Genomic DNA, 18,673 nt, shown 5'->3' on the forward strand with positions numbered 1-18,673 from the left:
CATCGCGCCACAGGTGCAAGGCTTGCAAGTTCCGATCATTTAGTATACCGCCGCATACAATTAGGATCCTCGGGCGTTCATAACGTCTTTGAGCCCCTGCTAATCGCGCCACATATACCGGAAAGAGCCATGAGCCTTTACACCAACTACCTCGACGAAATTGAAGCCCGCAAAGCGCAGGGTCTGCATCCGAAACCGATTGATGACGGCGCGCTTGTCAAAGAGCTTGTTAGGCAGATCAAGGACGTCGATCATGCGCATCGTGCGGATTCTCTAAACTATTTCATCTATAATACGCTGCCCGGCACGACCAGCGCCGCTGGCGAGAAGGCACGTTTTTTGAAAGAGATCATTCAGGGCGAAGCGCTGGTTGACGAAATTTCAGTACCCTTTGCCTTTGAACTGCTGTCGCACATGAAAGGCGGTCCTTCGGTTGAGGTTCTTCTTGATCTGGCATTGGGTGGTGATCCCGAGATCGCAAGGCAGGCTGCCGAAGTGCTGAAAACACAGGTCTTCCTGTATGAGGCTGATACGGATCGTTTGAAGGAGGCGTTTTCTGCCGGAAATCCGGTCGCACGCGACATTCTTGAAAGCTATGCGCGGGCCGAGTTCTTTACCAAGCTGCCCGATATCGAGGAAGAGATCAAAGTTGTCACATATATCGCTGCCGAGGGCGATATTTCGACTGACTTGCTTTCGCCGGGCAACCAGGCACACTCGCGCTCGGATCGGGAGCTGCATGGCAAGTGCTTAATCTCGCAGCAAGCGCAAGATGAGATTCAAGAATTACAGCGCCAGCACCCAGATAAACGCGTGATGCTGATTGCTGAGAAAGGGACAATGGGCGTTGGCTCGTCCCGGATGTCGGGTGTCAACAACGTTGCGCTTTGGACAGGCAAGCAGGCCAGCCCATATGTGCCATTCGTAAACATTGCCCCGATCGTGGCCGGCACGAACGGTATCTCTCCGATCTTTCTGACCACCGTTGGTGTGACGGGCGGGATTGGTATCGATCTGAAAAACTGGGTCAAAAAAGTCGATTCCGAGGGGAATCCGATCCTCAACAATGACGACAGCCCTATCCTGGAGCAAAAGTACTCGGTCGAAACCGGGACAGTGCTCACGATCAATACGAAAGACAAAAAGCTTTATGACGCCGATGGCGCCAATGAGCTTGTTGATATTGCCTCGTCCTTCACTCCGCAAAAGCAGGAGTTCATGAAGGCCGGCGGATCCTACGCCATAGTGTTCGGCAAGAAGTTGCAAACATTTGCAGCACAGACACTGGGAGTCGAGCTGAAGTCTGCATTTGCGCCGTCGAAAGAGATCAGCCGAGATGGGCAGGGCCTGACCGCGGTTGAAAGGATCTTTAACCGCAACGCTTTGGGAGTAGCGGAAGGCACGGTCTTGCACGCCGGGTCGGACGTACGGGTCAAGGTCAACATCGTAGGATCGCAGGACACCACTGGCCTGATGACCTCGCAAGAGCTTGAGGCGATGGCGGCGACCGTGATTTCTCCAACCGTCGATGGGGCGTATCAGTCCGGTTGCCACACCGCCTCGGTCTGGGACAAGAAGGCGCAAGCCAACATCCCAAAACTGATGGCGTTTATGAACAATTTCGGCCTGATCACAGGGCGCGATCCCAAGGGTGAATATCACTCGATGACCGACGTGATCCACAAGGTTCTGAACGATATCACCGTGGATGATCGCGCCATCATCATTGGGGGCGACTCGCATACACGCATGTCCAAAGGTGTAGCTTTCGGGGCGGATTCGGGCACCGTTGCCTTGGCACTGGCCACGGGCGAAGCAACCATGCCCATTCCGGAATCCGTGAAGGTGACGTTCAAAGGCAAAATGGCCGACCACATGGATTTCCGCGACGTGGTCCACGCGACACAGGCGCAGATGCTGAAGGCGTTCGGCGATAACGTGTTCCAGGGGCGTATTATCGAAGTTCATATCGGTACCCTTCTGGCGGATCAGGCTTTCACCTTCACCGACTGGACGGCCGAGATGAAGGCGAAGGCTTCGATCTGTATTTCCGAAGACGAGACCCTGATCGAGTCACTGGAAATCGCCAAAGGTCGGATTCAGATCATGATCGACAAGGGAATGGAGAATGAGGCACGGACCCTGAAAGGCCTGATCGACAAAGCCGACTCACGTATAGCCGAGATCAGATCCGGCGCAGTTCCAGCACTGAGGCCGGATGAAAATGCCGAGTATTTTGCCGAGCTGGTCGTTGATCTGGACGAGATCAACGAGCCCATGATCGCCGACCCTGATGTGAACAACGCGGATGTCTCCAAGCGTTATACGCACGATACGATCCGGCCTGTTTCCTACTACAAAGGGGAAAAGAAAGTGGATCTGGGATTTGTCGGGTCTTGCATGGTCCACAAGGGTGATCTGATCATCGTATCGCAGATGCTTAAGAACCTTGAGAAGAAGGAGGGCAAGATTGAATTCAAGGCCCCTCTGGTCGTCGCGGCGCCAACCTACAACATCGTTGATGAGTTAAAGGAAGAAGGTGAGTGGAGCATTCTTCAGGAATATTCCGGTTTCGAATTCGACGATCTTTTCCCCAAGACATCAGCGCGAACCGAATACGAAAACACGCTGTATCTTGAGCGTCCGGGCTGCAACCTTTGCATGGGCAATCAGGAAAAGGCTGAGAAAGGTGATACTGTTCTGGCGACATCTACCCGCTTGTTCCAAGGGCGTGTTGTCGAGGACTCGGAAGATAAGAAAGGTGAATCCCTTCTGGCTTCCACACCGGTAGTTGTACTGTCTGCCATCCTCGGGCGAACTCCGAAAATCGAGGAATACAAGGCCGCTGTCGAAGGGATCGACCTGACCCGCTTTGCACCTCCGGTCGCCAAGCCCGCAAATTCCAATTCGGCACATTTCTGATTGGAGAAAGCCGGTCGCCGCTAAGGCGCACCGGCCTTATGCTGTTTAACAGGATCCACTCTGAATCAATAAGCCTAGCAATACTGGTTTTGCGGTATGAGATTTTGGCCCCCTTAGGTAGAGTGCCACGCTGGAAATCTAAGACTAAACAATGCGAAAAACCCGCGATCGCGCATCGCATTTCTAGCAAAGAAAGTACTGTCGTCGCAGCATTTACCAGCCCGCGGATATTTCGACCCCAAGGCCCTTTCCACTAAAAAGCCCTGTGCGTTTCACGTCCTCGCGGTGCCATGGAAGTTCTCCGCTTCCGCGTTTGCAGCGCGAAGCATGAAGGCGTGTTCCGAAGCGACGAAGATCATGGTCACCCCATAGTCGCGTAGCTTGAGTCCGGCTTCTGCGCTTGCTGCAAAGGTCATCAGCGTCTTTCCATGTGCTTTGGCTGCATCGCCCGAGCGTCGCATTGCATCAAGAACCTGTGGGTCGGACTGATCAGTCACGCCGTAGCACACCGCAAGATCCGCAGGCCCTACAAAAATCCCGTCGATGCCCTCGGTCGCGGCGATATCATCGACTTCTGCGACGCCTTCTGGTTCTTCGATTTGGGCAATGATAATTGTCTCTTCTTCGCTTTGCTTGAGGACATCAGCCATGGACCGAGTCGCAAACCCTGCCCACCGGGTTGATCCGGCATAGCCGCGACCACCATGGCCAAAACGACCCTCGCGCGCAATGCGACGGGCCTTTTCGGCGCTGTCAACATGCGGCACAACAATACCTGTCGCGCCACTGTCGAGCGCCTTGAGAATCTCGTCCGCCGACCCAGTCGGCACCCGCACCAACGTCGGCAACCCCAGAGCCCGGGCGACGGCGAGGCAAACATCCAACCGACCCCGGTCAAAGGGTGCGTGTTCCGCATCCAGGCACAAGAAGTCCAGTTTTGACTTGGCAATTATCTCGACCAGTTCATGGGCTGGTGTCTTGAGAAACGTTCCGACGAGAGGCTCGCCAGAAAGCATGCGTTGTTTGAAATTCATGGGAAAGTCCTGACGGTTTTGTTTGGGCGGCACATGGCAATTGGCAGCCAAGCGGTTTGGAAACATCGGCCATAGCGTAGAGCATTGAAGTTGGCAGGGCCAGACTATCGAACAGTCGTTATTGCGTTTTCACCCGAAACGCTGTTCTTGTCGAGGCTTGCCGGTAGTGTTGGCAGGCGCAACTCTGAAAAGGTGTTCACATGGTATTCGATATCCGTTCCAAATGCTTCACAGATCTGGTGCACCCTGACGCTCAACTGGAAGAAATCGCTAGCGGTCTGGGGTTTACCGAAGGGCCAATATGGCACCCCGAAGAGCATTGGCTGGTATTTTCGGACATTCAGGAGAGCCATCAATACAAGTGGAGCGAGGGTGAGGGAGTTCGCGTTTTTCGCACCCCATCCAACCAAGCAAACGGAAATTGCTTCGACAAAAGCGGGGAAGTGATCTCTTGCGAGCACGCCAGTTCGCATTTGGTACGCCATGATCACGGCGGCAAGCGGGTTACTTCGATCGCCACGCATTTTGATGGCAAAGAACTCAACAGCCCCAACGATGTTATCTGCGACTCGCACGGTCGGATTTGGTTCACTGATCCCAGTTTTGGTCGTATCCGAGAGGATCTTGGCATTCTGAGAGAGCAGGAACTGCCGGTGCAAGGCGTGTTCCGGCTGGATCCCGACGGCACGTTACACCTTGTCGCGGATGATTTTCAGCAACCCAACGGGTTGTGTTTGTCAGCTGACGAAACAAGGCTGTTTGTCAATGACAGTTGGGGTGGCCATATCCGCGTCTTTGATGTCGCCGCTGATGGCTCACTGACCGGTGGGGTAATCTGGGCCTATGTTGTTGGCGATGGGGCAGGGGTACCGGACGGTATGAAGTGCACCCGCGACGGCCAGATTTTGTGCAATGGTCCCGGCGGTGTACATCTGTTTGATGCCCAAGCGCACTGCCTTGGTGTCATTCTGACGCCGCAGAAATCTACCAACTTCTGCTTTGGTGGAGCCGAGTTCAGCATGCTGTACATCACTGCCAGCACGTCCGTTTACCGTATTCCGACCAAAATGATCGGCCTGCCTATGATCTAAGAACCACCGTGGGTCATGCGGTCCAGAATATCGACACCCTGTTGCTTCCAGAAATGAAGCAGATCGATGAAAATCCAATTCTCGGCCAGTTTATCACCTTTGCGACGATAAATGTCTATCACCCGGAACTCACCGGCTTTGTCAGTGGCAGGCATCCCCATGAATCCGCCGGTTGGTCGGGCGGTAAAGTTCGGCCAGCCAAAAAAGCCGCCATAGTGGCCCTCGGCCATGCGGCAGATATGGTTGGTATTTGACCGGTCGGCAAACCCAGCACGGAACGGGCCAGCGTGTTGATTGGCGTAACGTTCGATTGTGTAGGTCGCACCGATACCGGATGGCCCCCACCAGATCATGTCTTCGCACCATGTGCGGCGCAACTCATCTTCAAGGCTGAGCCCGCTGTCCCACCGCCCAAGATCGGAGATCATCGCGTTGATAGCGGCCAATGTCTTTTGGCCGTCTTCGGCGGGTTGAGGCGTGAACATCAGGCCGTCATGGGTCATGGGCCCGGGCTGGACAAGTTGTGCGGCGGTCTGCGGCGGGAAGGGCTGCAACCCGGCCTGAATCATGAAATGCGGGATGTCGAAATACATCGCGGTTTCGACAATCTTACCGTGCTCAATCCTGTTGAACTCGCAATAGCGCAGCAAGGCCATTTTTCCGGTTGGCGCAATGCCCAGCCAGTCCTTGTCGAACAGCCCCATGAGATGGCCCATCGAAACAACCCAGACTGAATTGTACCCGTCGATTTCATTTTGACCAGCCATGAACACGTCCATCCGACGCTGCAAGTTAGTTAGGCTGTGATTCAGCGGCTGCCAGAATTTTTGCGCCACGTTGCTAGCGCCACGCAGTTCGTTGAACGGGTGAAAGCCGCGCCACAGGAGGTCCTCGGCGCAGTACTCAGCGATCACATCAGAGTGGGCTGATTCCTCTGCATCGCTCAGAGCTTTGTAGAAGTTCAGGACAATTTCTTTCTCGGCTTCGTAAGACATATCTTTTACTTTCAATGCTTTGCCCGGAGGGAAGCGTCAGTCTTTAGCAAGATTGCGGGCGCTTTTGCATTCGCTTGCAAAAAATACTTGCCAGATGTTCCTTTGGATGTCTATGCTTTTGCAAACGTATGCACTCAGGTGCAACTGGGAGGACAGTATGGCCGAGATTCAACTGCGCAATGTTGGAAAACGTTGGGGTTCGTTTGTTGGAGTGGACAATTTCGACCTGACAATATCCGACAAGGAATTTCTGGTGCTTCTCGGCCCGTCGGGTTGTGGCAAGACCACGACGATGCGCATGATCGCAGGTTTGGAAGACGCAAGCGAGGGTGATATTCTGATCGACGGTACCCGCGTCAACGATATGGAGCCAAAAGACCGCGACGTCGCGATGGTGTTCCAGTCTTACGCTTTGTATCCGAACATGAATGTCTACGAGAACATTCGTTTCCCGCTGAGGGTACGTGGCATCGACGCTTCCACCCATGACGAAAAAGTGCGCCGTGCGTCGGCGATGGTAGAGTTGGACGACTTTCTGCATCGTAAGCCGGCAGAGCTGTCAGGTGGGCAACGTCAACGGGTGGCTCTGGCGCGTGCGATTGTACGCGAGCCCAACGTGTTCCTGATGGATGAGCCGTTGTCCAACCTTGACGCAAAACTGCGCGTTTCGACTCGCGCGCAGATCAAGAACCTTAGCCATGAACTGGCGGTGACTACGATTTATGTGACACATGACCAGATCGAGGCGATGACACTGGCCGATCGCGTGGTGATCATGAAGCAGGGTGTTGTCCAGCAGGTTGGCTCTCCGACGGCGATCTACGACGAGCCTGCGAACACGTTTGTCGCCAGCTTTATCGGCAACCCGGCGATGAACCTGGTTGATGGCGATGTTCAGGGCGGTGTGTTCCGCGCGCAGAATACCGAAGTGCATGGTCTGAATGCTCCGGATGGCCCAATAACTTTGGGTTTCCGCGCCGAGGACGCCAATGTCGTAGAAAGCGGGGGCGAGATTAACGCGCCCATCTATACGCAGGAATTGCTGGGCGACAGCACCATGGTCTCGGTTCGGATCGGCGGAGCGCTGGTCTCGGTCAAGGCCGACAAAACCTATCGTGCAGAAATCGACGATCAGGTGTCGATTCATATCCATACCGATCACTGCCACCTATTCGATGCGCAAACCGGCGCGCGCCTTGAGATCTGAGAGACGAAAACCAATCCCGCAATGACGGGACAATCTCGGGTGCAGGCTTCGAAGATGCACCCAATCACCTAGGGAGGAATCAAAATGTTTCTAAAGAAAATCGCATTGGCCGGGTCACTGACCGCCTTTGCTGCGAGCGCGGGTTATGCCTGCGAGATCACGGATCGGGTCAACATCGTCGGCAACGAGTTTGCCGCCATTCAGGCTGTGGCCGCCGCCGCAAAGGAATGCACGGGCGCATCTGTTGAATCCAACCTGACATCCGAACACCAAACCATCAACGTGGCCGGTCTGTCGGGCAATCCGTCGGAATACACCTCAGCCATCATCGCCAACAGCTCGATTGTGGCGTTGATGAATGAAGACGTTATCCGACCGCTCAATGACCTGGTCGAAAAACATGGTCAGAACCTGCAGCCGGGACAGTTAATCAAGATCGGCGATGACATCATGGCCATCGCCTTCATGGCCAACGCTCAGCACCTGATGTACCGCAAGGACGTTCTGGAACAGGCAGGCGTCGAAGTGCCGACCACGTATGAAGAACTGCTCGAAGCGGCCGAAGCCATTCGCGCGCAGGGCATAATGCAAAACCCGGTTGGCGGTGCTTATGCTGCGGGATGGAATCTGGCGCAGGAATTCAACAACATGTTCCTTGGCTATGGAGGTACTCATTTCAAGCCCGGCAGCGCAGAGCCCAACATCAATACCGAGGCCGGTGTCAAAGCGCTGAACATGATGAAGGCTTTGTCCGAGTATATGAACCCCGACTTTCTGACCCATGATTCCAATGCCACCAACGCGGAATACCGCGCGGGCAATGTGGCGATCATGAATATGTGGGGGTCACGGGCGTCACAGCAGACCACAACCGAAGGTGTCTTGCAGGAAGTAATCGATGGCCATGCCATTGCAGCGCCGCTGACCGTGGGTGGCGGCACGACTCCGGCCTCGACCCTTTGGTGGGACGGATGGACCGTCGGCAAGAACATCTCGGATGAAGAGGCTGAGGCGACTTTTGTCGCGATGACGCATGGCGTCCGCCCCGAAATGTTGAACGATGAAACCACGCCGCTGGCAGTCTGGTTGATCGAAGGGTACGAACCTGCGGACGACGCGCAGGGTGTATTTGACGCTGCCAAAATGGGCACGACGCCTTATCCGATGCTGCCCTACATGGGTTTGATGCACAGTGCACTCGGCAATGAACTTGCCGATTTCATGCAAGGCAAGGAAAGCGCTGAACAGGCGCTGGCCGATGTCGAGGCCGCCTATCGCGCCGCAGCAATCGAACAGGGCTTCCTACAGTAAACGCCCCTTGCGGGTGCCCAAATCGGGCACCTGCCCAACCAAGCCGACACGGGAATTGCGACATGCGCCATAAGACATTCCTTTGGTTTTTCCTGCCCACAGGACTTGCAATGCTGCTATTCATTGCAATGCCCATCGTCTCGGTGGTGATCCAATCCATTTATGCCCCACACCCGGCGGTTCTCGTGGAAGTCGAAAATTGTACTCCGCTTGTCGGGTGCACAACCGAGACCACCATCGATCAGGAAGCCACCGCAGCGCTTCGTGCCGAACAACCATTGGGCAGATTTGTCGGGCTGGATATCTACTTTGATCGCGGCCACTTGGCGATACAGGAGGTTGGCGAAATCTGGGCGGCGAGTGACACGTGGGGTGACCTTTTCTCAGAGGTCGGAAACTTGCCCTTCTATCGGGCCATGGCCTTTACGCTGACCTTCACATTCATTGTGACACCCCTCACGATCATTCTGGGGCTGGTGATTGCGCTGGCGGTCAACTCACTGCACCGGCACCTCAAGGGTTTGATGATCTTCTTCTCGCTCTTGCCCATGATTGTGACACCGCTGATCGGCTCGCTCATTCTGTTTTGGATGATTGACAGTCGTGGCGTCATCGGCAATGCCCTTGTAAACTTGGCCGGAGATCCGGATTTCAGTCTAAAGGCTTCGACCGGGCTGATGTGGGTGGCGCTGATGGTTTATGGCGTCTGGAGCTCGGCCCCCTTTGCCTTCGTGGTGTTCTATGCCGGTTTGCAAACTTTGCCCAAAGATCAGATCGAGGCGGCCCAGATCGATGGGGCAACCCGCTGGCAACAGGTCAAATTCGTGGTTGTTCCCCATCTCATGCCACTGGTTACGTTTGTTGCGCTGATCCAGTTGATGGATAATTTCAAGGTGTTTGAACCGATTATTGGCTTCAGCGCCGGTGCCCATGCGCAATCGCTCAGTACTTTCATCTTCAACGACCTCGGCGGTGAAACGCGACAACTGTCCTCTGCAGCCGCTACGTCTGTGATCACGATTATCGGGGTCGCCATTCTGTTGTCGCCCGTGCTTGTCCGCACCTGGCGTGACTTCAAAGGAGCTAGATAACATGGCCAGCCGTGCGCAAAGAATGCCCAAAAGCCTTCGGATTGCTTCGTCGCTTTTTGTGATCCTTTGGTTCATCCTGGCCGCTTTCCCGTTCCTCTGGACGGTTTGGGGGTCGTTCAAGGTAGAGCTGGATTTCTTCTCGATCGCCGATTGGACCAACGCTCTAACCGGCGCGCGGACCGAGGCAGTTTATGGCTCACCCTTTACCACCACCGGTTACGAAGGGGCTTGGATTCAGGAAGAATTTTGGCGGAATGTTCTGAATACGGGGATCGTTTGCGTCTTTGTGGTCGCCATCTCGCTGACCATCGGAACGCTGGGGGGCTACGCGCTTTCGCGGTCGAGCTATAACTACACATTCTGGCTTTTGATCACGGCGCTGATCTTCCGCGCAATGCCGCCGATCACGTTGGTTTCGGGTTATCTGTTGCCCTTCTTTGAATGGAATATCTGGGGGATACTGCCGACGACAATTATCGTACTTGTCGCGATCAACCAGCCGTTCACCCTGTGGATGCTACACGCCTTCTTCAAGAACATCCCCAGCGAGCTTGACGAAAGCGCAAAGGTCGACGGCTGCAACCAGTTTCAGGCCTTCCGCCGTGTGATCATTCCGGTGATGTGGCCGGGTGTGATCACCACGGGGCTGTTCTCGTTTCTTCTGGCCTATAACGACTTTGCCGTTGGGGCGATGCTGTTGTCAGAAAGCAACCGCACAATGGTTCCAGCCATCGCCGCGTTCCTTGGTACAACGCAAACCGAGGGCAACGTAATGTTCGCTGTTGCGGCCGTGGTTTCTGCGACGGTTCCGCTGTTCATCTTGGTGATGTTCTTCCAGCGTCAGATTGTGGGCGGTTTGACCGCCGGGGCTGTGAAAGGCTGACGCTGATGGGACGCACGCATCCTCAGTCCGTATTTGCCCATGCGCACGCAGCCAGCCTGAACATGGCTGCGTGCCGGGCAAGGCGACCAGGGCGAATTCCCTTTGCTTTGATGCGCGCAGGGCCTTGCGGGACGTTTCTCCGCAGACGCCTTGAACAGATCCTATAGAGACAAAGTTAATGGAACGCCCCGACCGTAAACCCTTTCTGAAATTCACCGCCGCGCAACGCCATCCAGGCAATTTCCGGCCAGCCTATGAGGGGTTCTTCGCCCCCAGCGCACATGTCAACGTGGTGCATCCTTTCAACGAGGTCGTGGGCGGCCTCGGGCTGCACGATCACGTCATCGCATCGCTTGCAGCCTCCTTTGACGGACTTTTTCGGCGCGATGATATCGTCATGGCCGGTATATTTGATGGACAGGGCTGGATCAGCGCCACCGGCTATTTCGTCGGTCGGTTCTCGCGCGACTGGCTTGGTATCCGCGCCACAGGTGAGCTTGCCTATCTGCGCTTCGGCGAGTTCCACCGCATGCAGGATGGCAAGGCGGTGGAGAGCTATGTCTTCTTCGATATCCCAGAACTGATGCTGGCTGCAGGGCAATGGCCGATCACCGATAGCCCGGGCAAGACCCGTGGCTTCACCGGGATGATTCAGGGTCCAGCAAGCCATGATGGCATCTTGACCACGCCGCAAGACCCAGTCGAGGGGGCCAAGAGCTATCGTATGGTCACAGAAATGCTGGCCAAGCTTGCCACCAAGAACGAGGCCTGGCGCCCGTTTTGGCATGACAACATGGTCTGGTACGGCCCCGGCGCCTTCGGTTCTTTCGTCGGGCTCGAGAGTTTTGCAAGCTTCCAGGTGCCTTTCGAGGCCACCTTCGAAGGTTGGTCCGGCGGCAGTGCGGGAAATGGCATGACTGCGCATTTCACCCGCTTCGGCGAAGGCAATTACGTATGCTCGGGCGGCTGGCCTTCCTTGACTGGTGTCCAGGTGAAACCCTTCCTCGACCAGCCCGCAGGCGGAAAACGCGTCTTCATGCGGGTCTGCGACTGGTGGCGTCGAGAGGACGATCTGTTGGTCGAAAACTGGGTTTTCGTCGACATCCCGCATGTGTTGTTGCAGCTGGGATATGACCTTTTTGCCGACATCGCCGAGCAAGCCGCATGAGCAGCTCTGCAAGACATAACGCCGTTGGCCGCCACCCGGCGCTCAACCGGATGCCGAGGGATTTTCTGTCAGCTGATTGAGCTACCCGATGAAGACAGAATTTCTATTGGCACCAATACAAGGATGAGAAAGATGAAGGGTTCCCGCCCGGAACAGGCCGTGCTGACACGTGATACGGACCTCGACAAAACAGAAGACACCCGCCGTGTGATTGAAAACATGGTGGATGGTCTGAACGATCACCGTATCGATGACATCGGCGAATTCTTCTCGGAAGGCTTCCGCTGGATGGGCAATCAGGGCTGTGGCACAAAAACTGGCCTGAAACAGTTTCAGGACAATTGGCAACGCCCGTTTCAGGCGGCTTTTTCGGACAAGACATGCATCGACGAAGCGCGCCTTTACATGGGCGAGTGGGCGGCTGCGTTTGGCCGACAGGAAGCAACCCATTCGGGTGAGTTCCTGGGGATCGCCCCCACCGGAAAGCGGGTCGAGATCCGATATATGGATTTCTGGAAAGTGGTCGACGGCAAGATCGTCGACAATTGGGTGAATGTGGATTTCGCCCATGTAGCGGCACAGCTGGGTGTCGATCTGTTTAACGGCGAAGGCTGGGAAGCATTTGACCGGGGTGAGAAGTCTCCGCCCCGGCCTGAAACTAAGGATTAGGACAATGACAATCGAGTATCTGAAACGTGGGAAGTCCGATGCTGACCGAGCCGAGGATGACGCCAAAACACGCGCTGTCGTCGAAGCGACACTGAAAAACATCGAAACACGTGGCGATGCTGCGGTACGCGAGCTAAGCGAGAAGTTCGATAACTATTCGCCAGCATCGTTTCGGTTGTCTCAAGACCAGATCGACGACCTGATCAATCAGCTAACAGATCGAGAGCTGGCGGACATCAAATTCGCGCAGGAGCAAGTGCGCAACTTTGCACAAGCTCAGCGCGATTCGATGCTGGATATCGAAGTTGAGACTCTGCCGGGCGTCATTTTGGGCCACAAGAACATCCCCGTACAATCGGTGGGCTGTTATGTGCCCGGCGGCAAATTCCCGATGGTGGCCTCGGCGCATATGTCGGTGGCGACGGCCTCGGTGGCGGGCGTGCCGCGCATCATCGCCTGCACCCCTCCGTTTCAGGGCAAACCCAATGCAGCGGTGATCGCCGCCATGTATTTGGGTGGGGCGCATGAGATTTACGTGATGGGCGGCATTCAGGCTATCGGCGCCATGGCGTTGGGAACCGAGACGATTGATCCAGTCCACATGCTTGTCGGTCCGGGTAACGCCTTTGTCGCAGAAGCTAAACGTCAGCTATTTGGCCGCGTCGGTATCGACCTATTCGCCGGCCCGACCGAGACCATGGTGATTGCTGATGAGACCGCCGCAGACGCAGAGCTTTGCGCGACCGATCTTCTGGGTCAGGCCGAACATGGGTATAACAGCCCCTGCGTATTGCTGACCAATTCTCGCAAACTGGCCGAGGACACGATGGCCGAAGTGGACCGGCTGCTGGGCATTCTACCGACAGCGGGCACCGCAAAAGTATCGTGGGAGGAATATGGCGAAGTGATCGTCTGCGACACGTATGATGAGATGCTGCAGGTTGCTGATGACATTGCATCTGAACATGTGCAGGTCATGACCGATCGCGACGACTGGTTCCTTGAGAACATGACTTGTTATGGCGCACTGTTCCTTGGCCCGCGTACCAATGTCTCGAACGGTGATAAGGTAATTGGCACCAATCACACGCTACCTACCAAAAAAGCTGGCCGCTATACTGGTGGTCTATGGGTGGGTAAATATCTGAAAACACATAGCTATCAAAAGGTTCTGACTGATGAGGCAGCAACCTTGATCGGCGAATATGGCTCGCGCCTATGTATGCTCGAAGGTTTTGTGGGGCACGCCGAGCAATGTAACGTCCGCGTACGGCGTTACGGCGGCATCAATGTCCCCTACGGCGCGCCTGCACCTTACAGGGACGCCGCAGAATGAGTGACAGGCATACTGAGCACAAGACCCTGATCGCACAGGTCAGGGCTGCGATGTATGACTTTACCGAAGCCGGTGTCCGGCAGGCGTTGGATAAGATTTGTTCTCCCGACGCTGTGTTCCATCTGAGCTATCCGTTTGGCGACACCAAAGGGATTAATGCTTATTACGATTGTTGCTATCGCGATCTTCTGACCGCATGGCCCGATCTTGAGCGCCGCGATTATATCGTCATGGCTGGACCTGATGAATTCGGGGCTGATTGGGTTGGATGCGGCGGTTACTATACCGGCACTTTCGCGGGGCCATGGCTGGAGATTCCGCCGACAGGCCATCAGGTCACCATGCGGTTTCACGAGTTTTACCGGATCGAAAATGGCAAAGTCGCCGAGGTGCAGGCGCTTTGGGATATCCCCGAAGTGATGATGCAAGCGCAGGCTTGGCCCATGGCACCCGGTTTGGGGCGGGAATGGCATGTTCCGGGACCAGCGACGCAGGACGGGCTGGTGCCCGGCCCGTATGACAAGGCCAAGGGCAAAGAGACCTGCCAGCACATTGTCGACATGCTGGATCATCTGACCAAACATCCCGCAGAAGGTGGTCCGGAGGTGATGGAGTTGGAGCGGTTCTGGCATCCTCGGATGAACTGGTACGGCCCCTCGGGGATCGGCACAGGGCGGGGTATTGCGGGGTTCCGTAATTGGCATCAGATTCCATTCCTCAACGCAATGCCGGATCGCGGGCAGGATGTAGATGACATCACCTGTCATTTCTTTGGCGACGGTGACTATGCGGCTGTTACGGGTTGGCCCAACATGATCCAGACTGTCACCAATGATGGCTGGATGGGGATCGCACCGTCGGGCAAGAAGATCACGCTGCGCAGCCTCGATTTCTGGCGGCTTGAAAATGGCAAGATTCGCGAGAACTGGGTTCTGGTTGATCTGCTGGATACCTATCGCCAGCTGGGTGTTGACGTCTTTGCCCGTTTGCGAGAGTTCAACAAGGCGCGCGTTCCGGGCCGCATTCCATTTCCGGTTGGCGAGGTCTGATATGTCCCAATTTCCCAGCACCCCAAGTTTCAATCTTAACGGCAAACGCGCATTGGTCGCGGGCGCGTCGTCCGGTATCGGCATGGCCTGTGCCGTAGCACTGGCAGAGCATGGTGCCGAAGTGACACTGGCGGCGCGGCGCAAGGATGCGTTGCAGAATCTGGCAACAGAGATGACCGCTCGGGGAGGGTTGGCGAATATACTTGAACTGGATGTTTCTGACGTTGCAGGCACTGCTGATGCTGTGGCGCAAAACGGGCCGTTTGATATCCTGCTGAACTCAGCCGGTCTGGCCCGACACAGCAGGGCCGTGGACACACGGCCCGAGGATTTTGATGCGGTAATGGATGTCAATGTCCGGGGGGCCTATTTTCTGACCCAAGCGGTGGCAAAAGGATTGTTAGAAGCTGGGCGCCCCGGATCGCTGATGAACATCTCCAGCCAGATGGGCCATGTAGGCGGGCGGGAAAGGGCGGTCTATTGCGCGTCAAAATTCGCGGTCGAAGGCTTTTCCAAGGCGATGGCGCTGGAGTTCGGTCCTGCAAAAATTCGGGTCAACACGATCTGCCCAACCTTTATTCTGACCGATTTGACCAAGCCGACCTTTGATGACCCGGACAAGCGCGCATGGATATTGGACAAGATCAAGTTGGGCCGCCCGGGCGAGATCGAAGACATCATGGGGGCAGTGGTTTATCTTGCCTCGGATGCATCGGCTTTGGTGACGGGCACCGCGTTGATGATAGACGGAGGTTGGACAGCAGACTGATGGCGGCGCAGAAAGTTACATCCATGGAGGTCGCCCGCCTTGCCGGGGTCAGCCAGTCTGCCGTAAGCCGTGTGTTTACCCCGGGGGCGTCGGCATCGAAAAAGACGATTGAAAAGGTTCGTCAGGCCGCCAAGCAACTGGGGTATCGGCCGAACGTCCTTGCGCGTGCCGTAGTGTCCGGCAAAAGCCGGATCATTGGGCTTGTTGTGGCGTATCTGAATAATCAGTTTTATCCTGAAGCACTGGAAAGGTTGACGAATACGCTGCAGGAGCGCGGCTACCATGTGATGATATTCATGGCGTCGAACCAGGCCGAAAACGTCGATAGCGTGGTCGAGGAATTGCTCGACTTTCAAGTCGACGGCATAATCGCGGCATCGGTGGCCCTGTCGTCGACCTTGTATGAGCGTTGTCGGACCGTTGGCGTACCGATGGTGTTGTTCAATCGGGCACAGGATGACCTCACTATGTCATCGGTTACATCCGACAATGTCGCCGGTGGCCGAAAGGCAGCCGAGTTTTTGCTGGCTGGCGGTCATGAGAAGATCGGATATATCGCCGGATGGGAGGGCGCTTCGACCCAACGCGATCGCGAAGCGGGATTCGTAGCGGCCCTGCAAGAGGCGGGTGTCAAACTGCACGCCCGTGGAGCCGGAAACTTCATCGCAGAACAGGCGCGTGAGGCAACGCTACGCATGTTCGCGTCCGATCCACCGGACGCTGTGTTCGTGGCCAATGATCATATGGCGATCTCTGTGATGGACACGCTGCGGTTCGAGTTGGGCCTGCAAATTCCGGCCGACGTCTCGGTTCTGGGATATGACGATGTCGCCGTTGCCTCTTGGCCAGCCTACAATCTGACAACTATTCGTCAGCCTGCCAATCGGATGGTTGCCGAAACCGTCGATATTCTACTTAGCAAGATCGAAAATCCCGCTGCTGCGCCGCGCCGCACCGAGATTGACGGACCTTTGATCGTTCGCGGCTCCGCCCGCATACCTGAAGGATGGAAGACATGAAGGGATTTGATCCCAAATTCAAAGATTTCCCGGATTATATCATCGGCATCACCAAAGAGATTTGGGAAGACCGTGGCATTGCGACTCTGCATCAATATTACAGCCCAGACATCGTCGTCCGCTCGCCCGGTTCGGTTGTGTTGGGTAACCAGAATGTCATTGGTGCAACAATGGCCACGTTGGCCGAGTTCCCCGACCGTCAGCTGCTGGGCGAGGATGTGATCTGGTCGGGCACCCCGGAAGAAGGCATGCTGAGCTCGCATCGTATCCTGTCGACCGCCACGCATCGGGGCAATGGTGTCTATGGCAAAGCCACCGGAACACGCTTGCGATACCGAATTCTGGCCGACTGCCACGCCATCGACAACATGATCGATGACGAATGGCTGATCCGAGATCAGGGTGCGATTGTCCGGCAAATGGGCTGGGATCCCAAGGAATATGCCGCCGATCTGATAGCGCGTGAAGGTGGGGCCGAGGCCAGTGTGAAGCCTCTGTCACCCAAGATTGACATCGAAGGCCCCTACAAGGGGTACGGCAATGACAATGAATGGGGACACCGCCACGCGGATCTGCTGACACGGATAATGAATGCAGATATGGGCGCGATTGAACGAGAGTATGACCGAGGCGTGCAGACCGAATATCCCGGCGGTGTCACGGGCCATGGCTGGGATTCGGCTGATCGGTTCTGGATGTCTTTGCGTGCCGCCATGCCAAGCGCAACCTTCACCATCCATCATCAGATCGGGCGCGATGATCCGAATATGCCACCCCGCTCGGCCCTGCGCTGGAGCTTGCATGGCAAGCATGACGGTTGGGGCGTGTTCGGCAAACCCACAGGCGCTGAGTTGTATGTGTTGGGGATCAGCCATGCCGAATGGGGCGAGTTGGTTGGAGGCGACATCAGGCTGCGACGCGAATGGACCTTGTTCGATGAAACCGCGGTCTGGAAACAGCTTCTGTTGGAAACCGGGGATCTCTGATGCCTCAAACGCGCGTCGCATTGGATGCCAGTGAAGGAACCCGGCGGTACCACGGCCACCGGGCGTCCTTGCGGGCGCGGCGGCTGAATAATCGCCCTCCGGGTGCATGAGGATCGAGACCTCTTGTACCAATTCAATGAACGGAGACTATTATGAGCACGATCCAACAACGCATTGTCCGCTACGGCGAACTGCAGCCTTGTAAAACCGCATTTATTGACGCGCACACGCCCGGTTCGGACCAGAAGGAAAACTTTACCATCGTAGGCGGTGGCGTATCCGAAAGCCCCGATCAGCATGTCCACATCACCGACAAAATCGGTTTCAATATTGGCGCGGCGGGGCAACCTCCGAAATGCCGGAATTCGCTGCACAGCCACACCACGGCCGAGGTGTTCTTTGTCGCCAAAGGACGTTGGCGGTTCTTCTGGGGTCGCTATGGCACTGCGGGCGAGTTTATTGCCGAGGAAGGTGACATATTTAACATTCCAACTGGCATCTTTCGCGGTTTCGAAAATGTCGGGCAGGATTATGGGATGATCATGTCGATCCTGGGCGGCGATGATGCGGGTGGCGGTGTCACCTGGGCACCACAGGTGATCGAAGACGCGCAGGCGCATGGGCTGATGCTGGGCGACAATGGCGTGCTGTATGACAGCAAGAAGGGTCAGGAACTGCCCCACAACGTGCGCCCCATGCCGCTGCTGACCGAAGAAGAGCTTAAGAGCTATCCGGAAGTTCCGGTCGAAAATGTTATCGGCAAATATGTGGCACGCTATTGGGATCTGATGGCGCTTTCCGCTAACAAGCCAGCCAAAGTGATTGGCGAAGATGCCCTGATCACGGATAAGCCGGGGTTTGAGGTCGATTTCCTCGGACGCGGCTCTTGTTTGAACGAACCCGTCGCGGCGCATATGCCCGTCGTCCTCATGCCTGCGAGTGGTCATTGGCGGATTACAGTCGATGGCTATGAAACAACTTTGTCCGCAGGCGATACAGCGCTGGTTCTGTCAGGTGAAAGCTACAGTATCGTGCCCTCAATGACCGGAGAGGCCGGTCTGTATCGTATCACGGCAACGGACGATCCCGCCGGTGCTACCTGGACCGGTGCATAAAGGCAAAGTTGCGCGCTCCGATCTTTTT

General features: G+C 55.9%; 16 protein-coding genes. 14 read left to right on the forward strand and 2 right to left on the reverse strand.

Annotated elements, in window-relative coordinates; translation table 11 throughout:
• Window positions 1-129 precede the first annotated feature (129 nt).
• The gene (locus ACR0AU_RS07000; protein WP_480795460.1) at window positions 130-2,922 is read left to right on the forward strand and encodes a bifunctional aconitate hydratase 2/2-methylisocitrate dehydratase; all 2,793 of its coding nucleotides are present in this window, start codon (window positions 130-132) and stop codon (window positions 2,920-2,922) included.
• Between the two features lie 272 nt (window positions 2,923-3,194).
• Here the strand turns inward: ACR0AU_RS07000 and ACR0AU_RS07005 are convergent, their stop codons facing one another.
• A complete protein-coding gene (locus ACR0AU_RS07005) occupies window positions 3,195-3,956 on the reverse strand; it encodes an aldolase/citrate lyase family protein (RefSeq protein ID WP_170611464.1) in 762 nt (253 codons plus the stop codon).
• 200 nt (window positions 3,957-4,156) lie between these two features.
• Here ACR0AU_RS07005 and ACR0AU_RS07010 point away from each other — a divergent pair, with 200 nt between their 5' ends.
• Window positions 4,157-5,047, forward strand: coding sequence for an SMP-30/gluconolactonase/LRE family protein (locus tag ACR0AU_RS07010; protein WP_480795461.1), 891 nt, complete (start codon window positions 4,157-4,159; stop codon window positions 5,045-5,047).
• On the opposite strand, the gene ACR0AU_RS07015 is transcribed toward ACR0AU_RS07010, so the two are convergent.
• The gene (locus tag ACR0AU_RS07015) at window positions 5,044-6,042 is read right to left on the reverse strand and encodes an ester cyclase (protein ID WP_480795609.1); all 999 of its coding nucleotides are present in this window, start codon (window positions 6,040-6,042) and stop codon (window positions 5,044-5,046) included. The two genes, ACR0AU_RS07010 and ACR0AU_RS07015, sit on opposite strands and share 4 nt — an antisense overlap.
• Window positions 6,043-6,199: 157 nt before the next feature.
• Here ACR0AU_RS07015 and ACR0AU_RS07020 point away from each other — a divergent pair, with 157 nt between their 5' ends.
• From ACR0AU_RS07020 to ACR0AU_RS07075, 12 genes are all read left to right on the forward strand, one after another.
• Window positions 6,200-7,249 (forward strand): ABC transporter ATP-binding protein, encoded by a 1,050-nt coding sequence (locus tag ACR0AU_RS07020; RefSeq protein WP_170394099.1) that lies wholly within the window; start codon window positions 6,200-6,202, stop codon window positions 7,247-7,249.
• 84 nt (window positions 7,250-7,333) lie between these two features.
• Entirely contained in the window at window positions 7,334-8,560 is a 1,227-nt protein-coding gene (locus ACR0AU_RS07025) for an extracellular solute-binding protein (protein ID WP_170509123.1), read from the forward strand.
• A gap of 62 nt (window positions 8,561-8,622) precedes the next feature.
• Window positions 8,623-9,651, forward strand: a complete 1,029-nt coding sequence (locus ACR0AU_RS07030; protein ID WP_170394095.1) for a carbohydrate ABC transporter permease — start codon at window positions 8,623-8,625, stop codon at window positions 9,649-9,651.
• A gap of 1 nt (window position 9,652) precedes the next feature.
• Entirely contained in the window at window positions 9,653-10,534 is an 882-nt protein-coding gene (locus tag ACR0AU_RS07035; RefSeq protein ID WP_170394093.1) for a carbohydrate ABC transporter permease, read from the forward strand.
• A 178-nt stretch (window positions 10,535-10,712) separates the two neighbouring features.
• Window positions 10,713-11,702 (forward strand): nuclear transport factor 2 family protein, encoded by a 990-nt coding sequence (locus ACR0AU_RS07040; protein WP_480795462.1) that lies wholly within the window; start codon window positions 10,713-10,715, stop codon window positions 11,700-11,702.
• 132 nt (window positions 11,703-11,834) lie between these two features.
• Window positions 11,835-12,371: an ester cyclase gene (locus tag ACR0AU_RS07045; RefSeq protein WP_170732639.1), complete on the forward strand. Its 537-nt coding sequence runs from the start codon at window positions 11,835-11,837 to the stop codon at window positions 12,369-12,371.
• Between the two features lie 4 nt (window positions 12,372-12,375).
• Window positions 12,376-13,707: a histidinol dehydrogenase gene (gene hisD / locus ACR0AU_RS07050; RefSeq protein WP_480795463.1), complete on the forward strand. Its 1,332-nt coding sequence runs from the start codon at window positions 12,376-12,378 to the stop codon at window positions 13,705-13,707.
• A complete protein-coding gene (locus ACR0AU_RS07055; RefSeq protein WP_170509126.1) occupies window positions 13,704-14,756 on the forward strand; it encodes an ester cyclase in 1,053 nt (350 codons plus the stop codon). The genes hisD and ACR0AU_RS07055 overlap by 4 nt, the downstream gene beginning before the upstream one ends.
• Window position 14,757: 1 nt before the next feature.
• Window positions 14,758-15,525, forward strand: coding sequence for an SDR family NAD(P)-dependent oxidoreductase (locus ACR0AU_RS07060; protein WP_480795464.1), 768 nt, complete (start codon window positions 14,758-14,760; stop codon window positions 15,523-15,525).
• Window positions 15,525-16,544 (forward strand): LacI family DNA-binding transcriptional regulator, encoded by a 1,020-nt coding sequence (locus ACR0AU_RS07065; RefSeq protein WP_170465610.1) that lies wholly within the window; start codon window positions 15,525-15,527, stop codon window positions 16,542-16,544. The genes ACR0AU_RS07060 and ACR0AU_RS07065 overlap by 1 nt, the downstream gene beginning before the upstream one ends.
• Window positions 16,541-17,530 carry a nuclear transport factor 2 family protein gene (locus ACR0AU_RS07070; protein WP_170611474.1) on the forward strand — a complete coding sequence of 330 codons (990 nt, stop codon included), beginning with the start codon at window positions 16,541-16,543 and terminating at the stop codon, window positions 17,528-17,530. Before ACR0AU_RS07065 ends, ACR0AU_RS07070 begins: the two co-directional genes overlap by 4 nt.
• A 152-nt stretch (window positions 17,531-17,682) precedes the next feature.
• Complete coding sequence (locus tag ACR0AU_RS07075) at window positions 17,683-18,645, forward strand: cupin domain-containing protein (protein ID WP_170663400.1); 963 nt, start codon at window positions 17,683-17,685, stop codon at window positions 18,643-18,645.
• Window positions 18,646-18,673: the final 28 nt, after the last annotated feature.

This window comes from Ruegeria sp. CG1 (assembly GCF_056537265.1).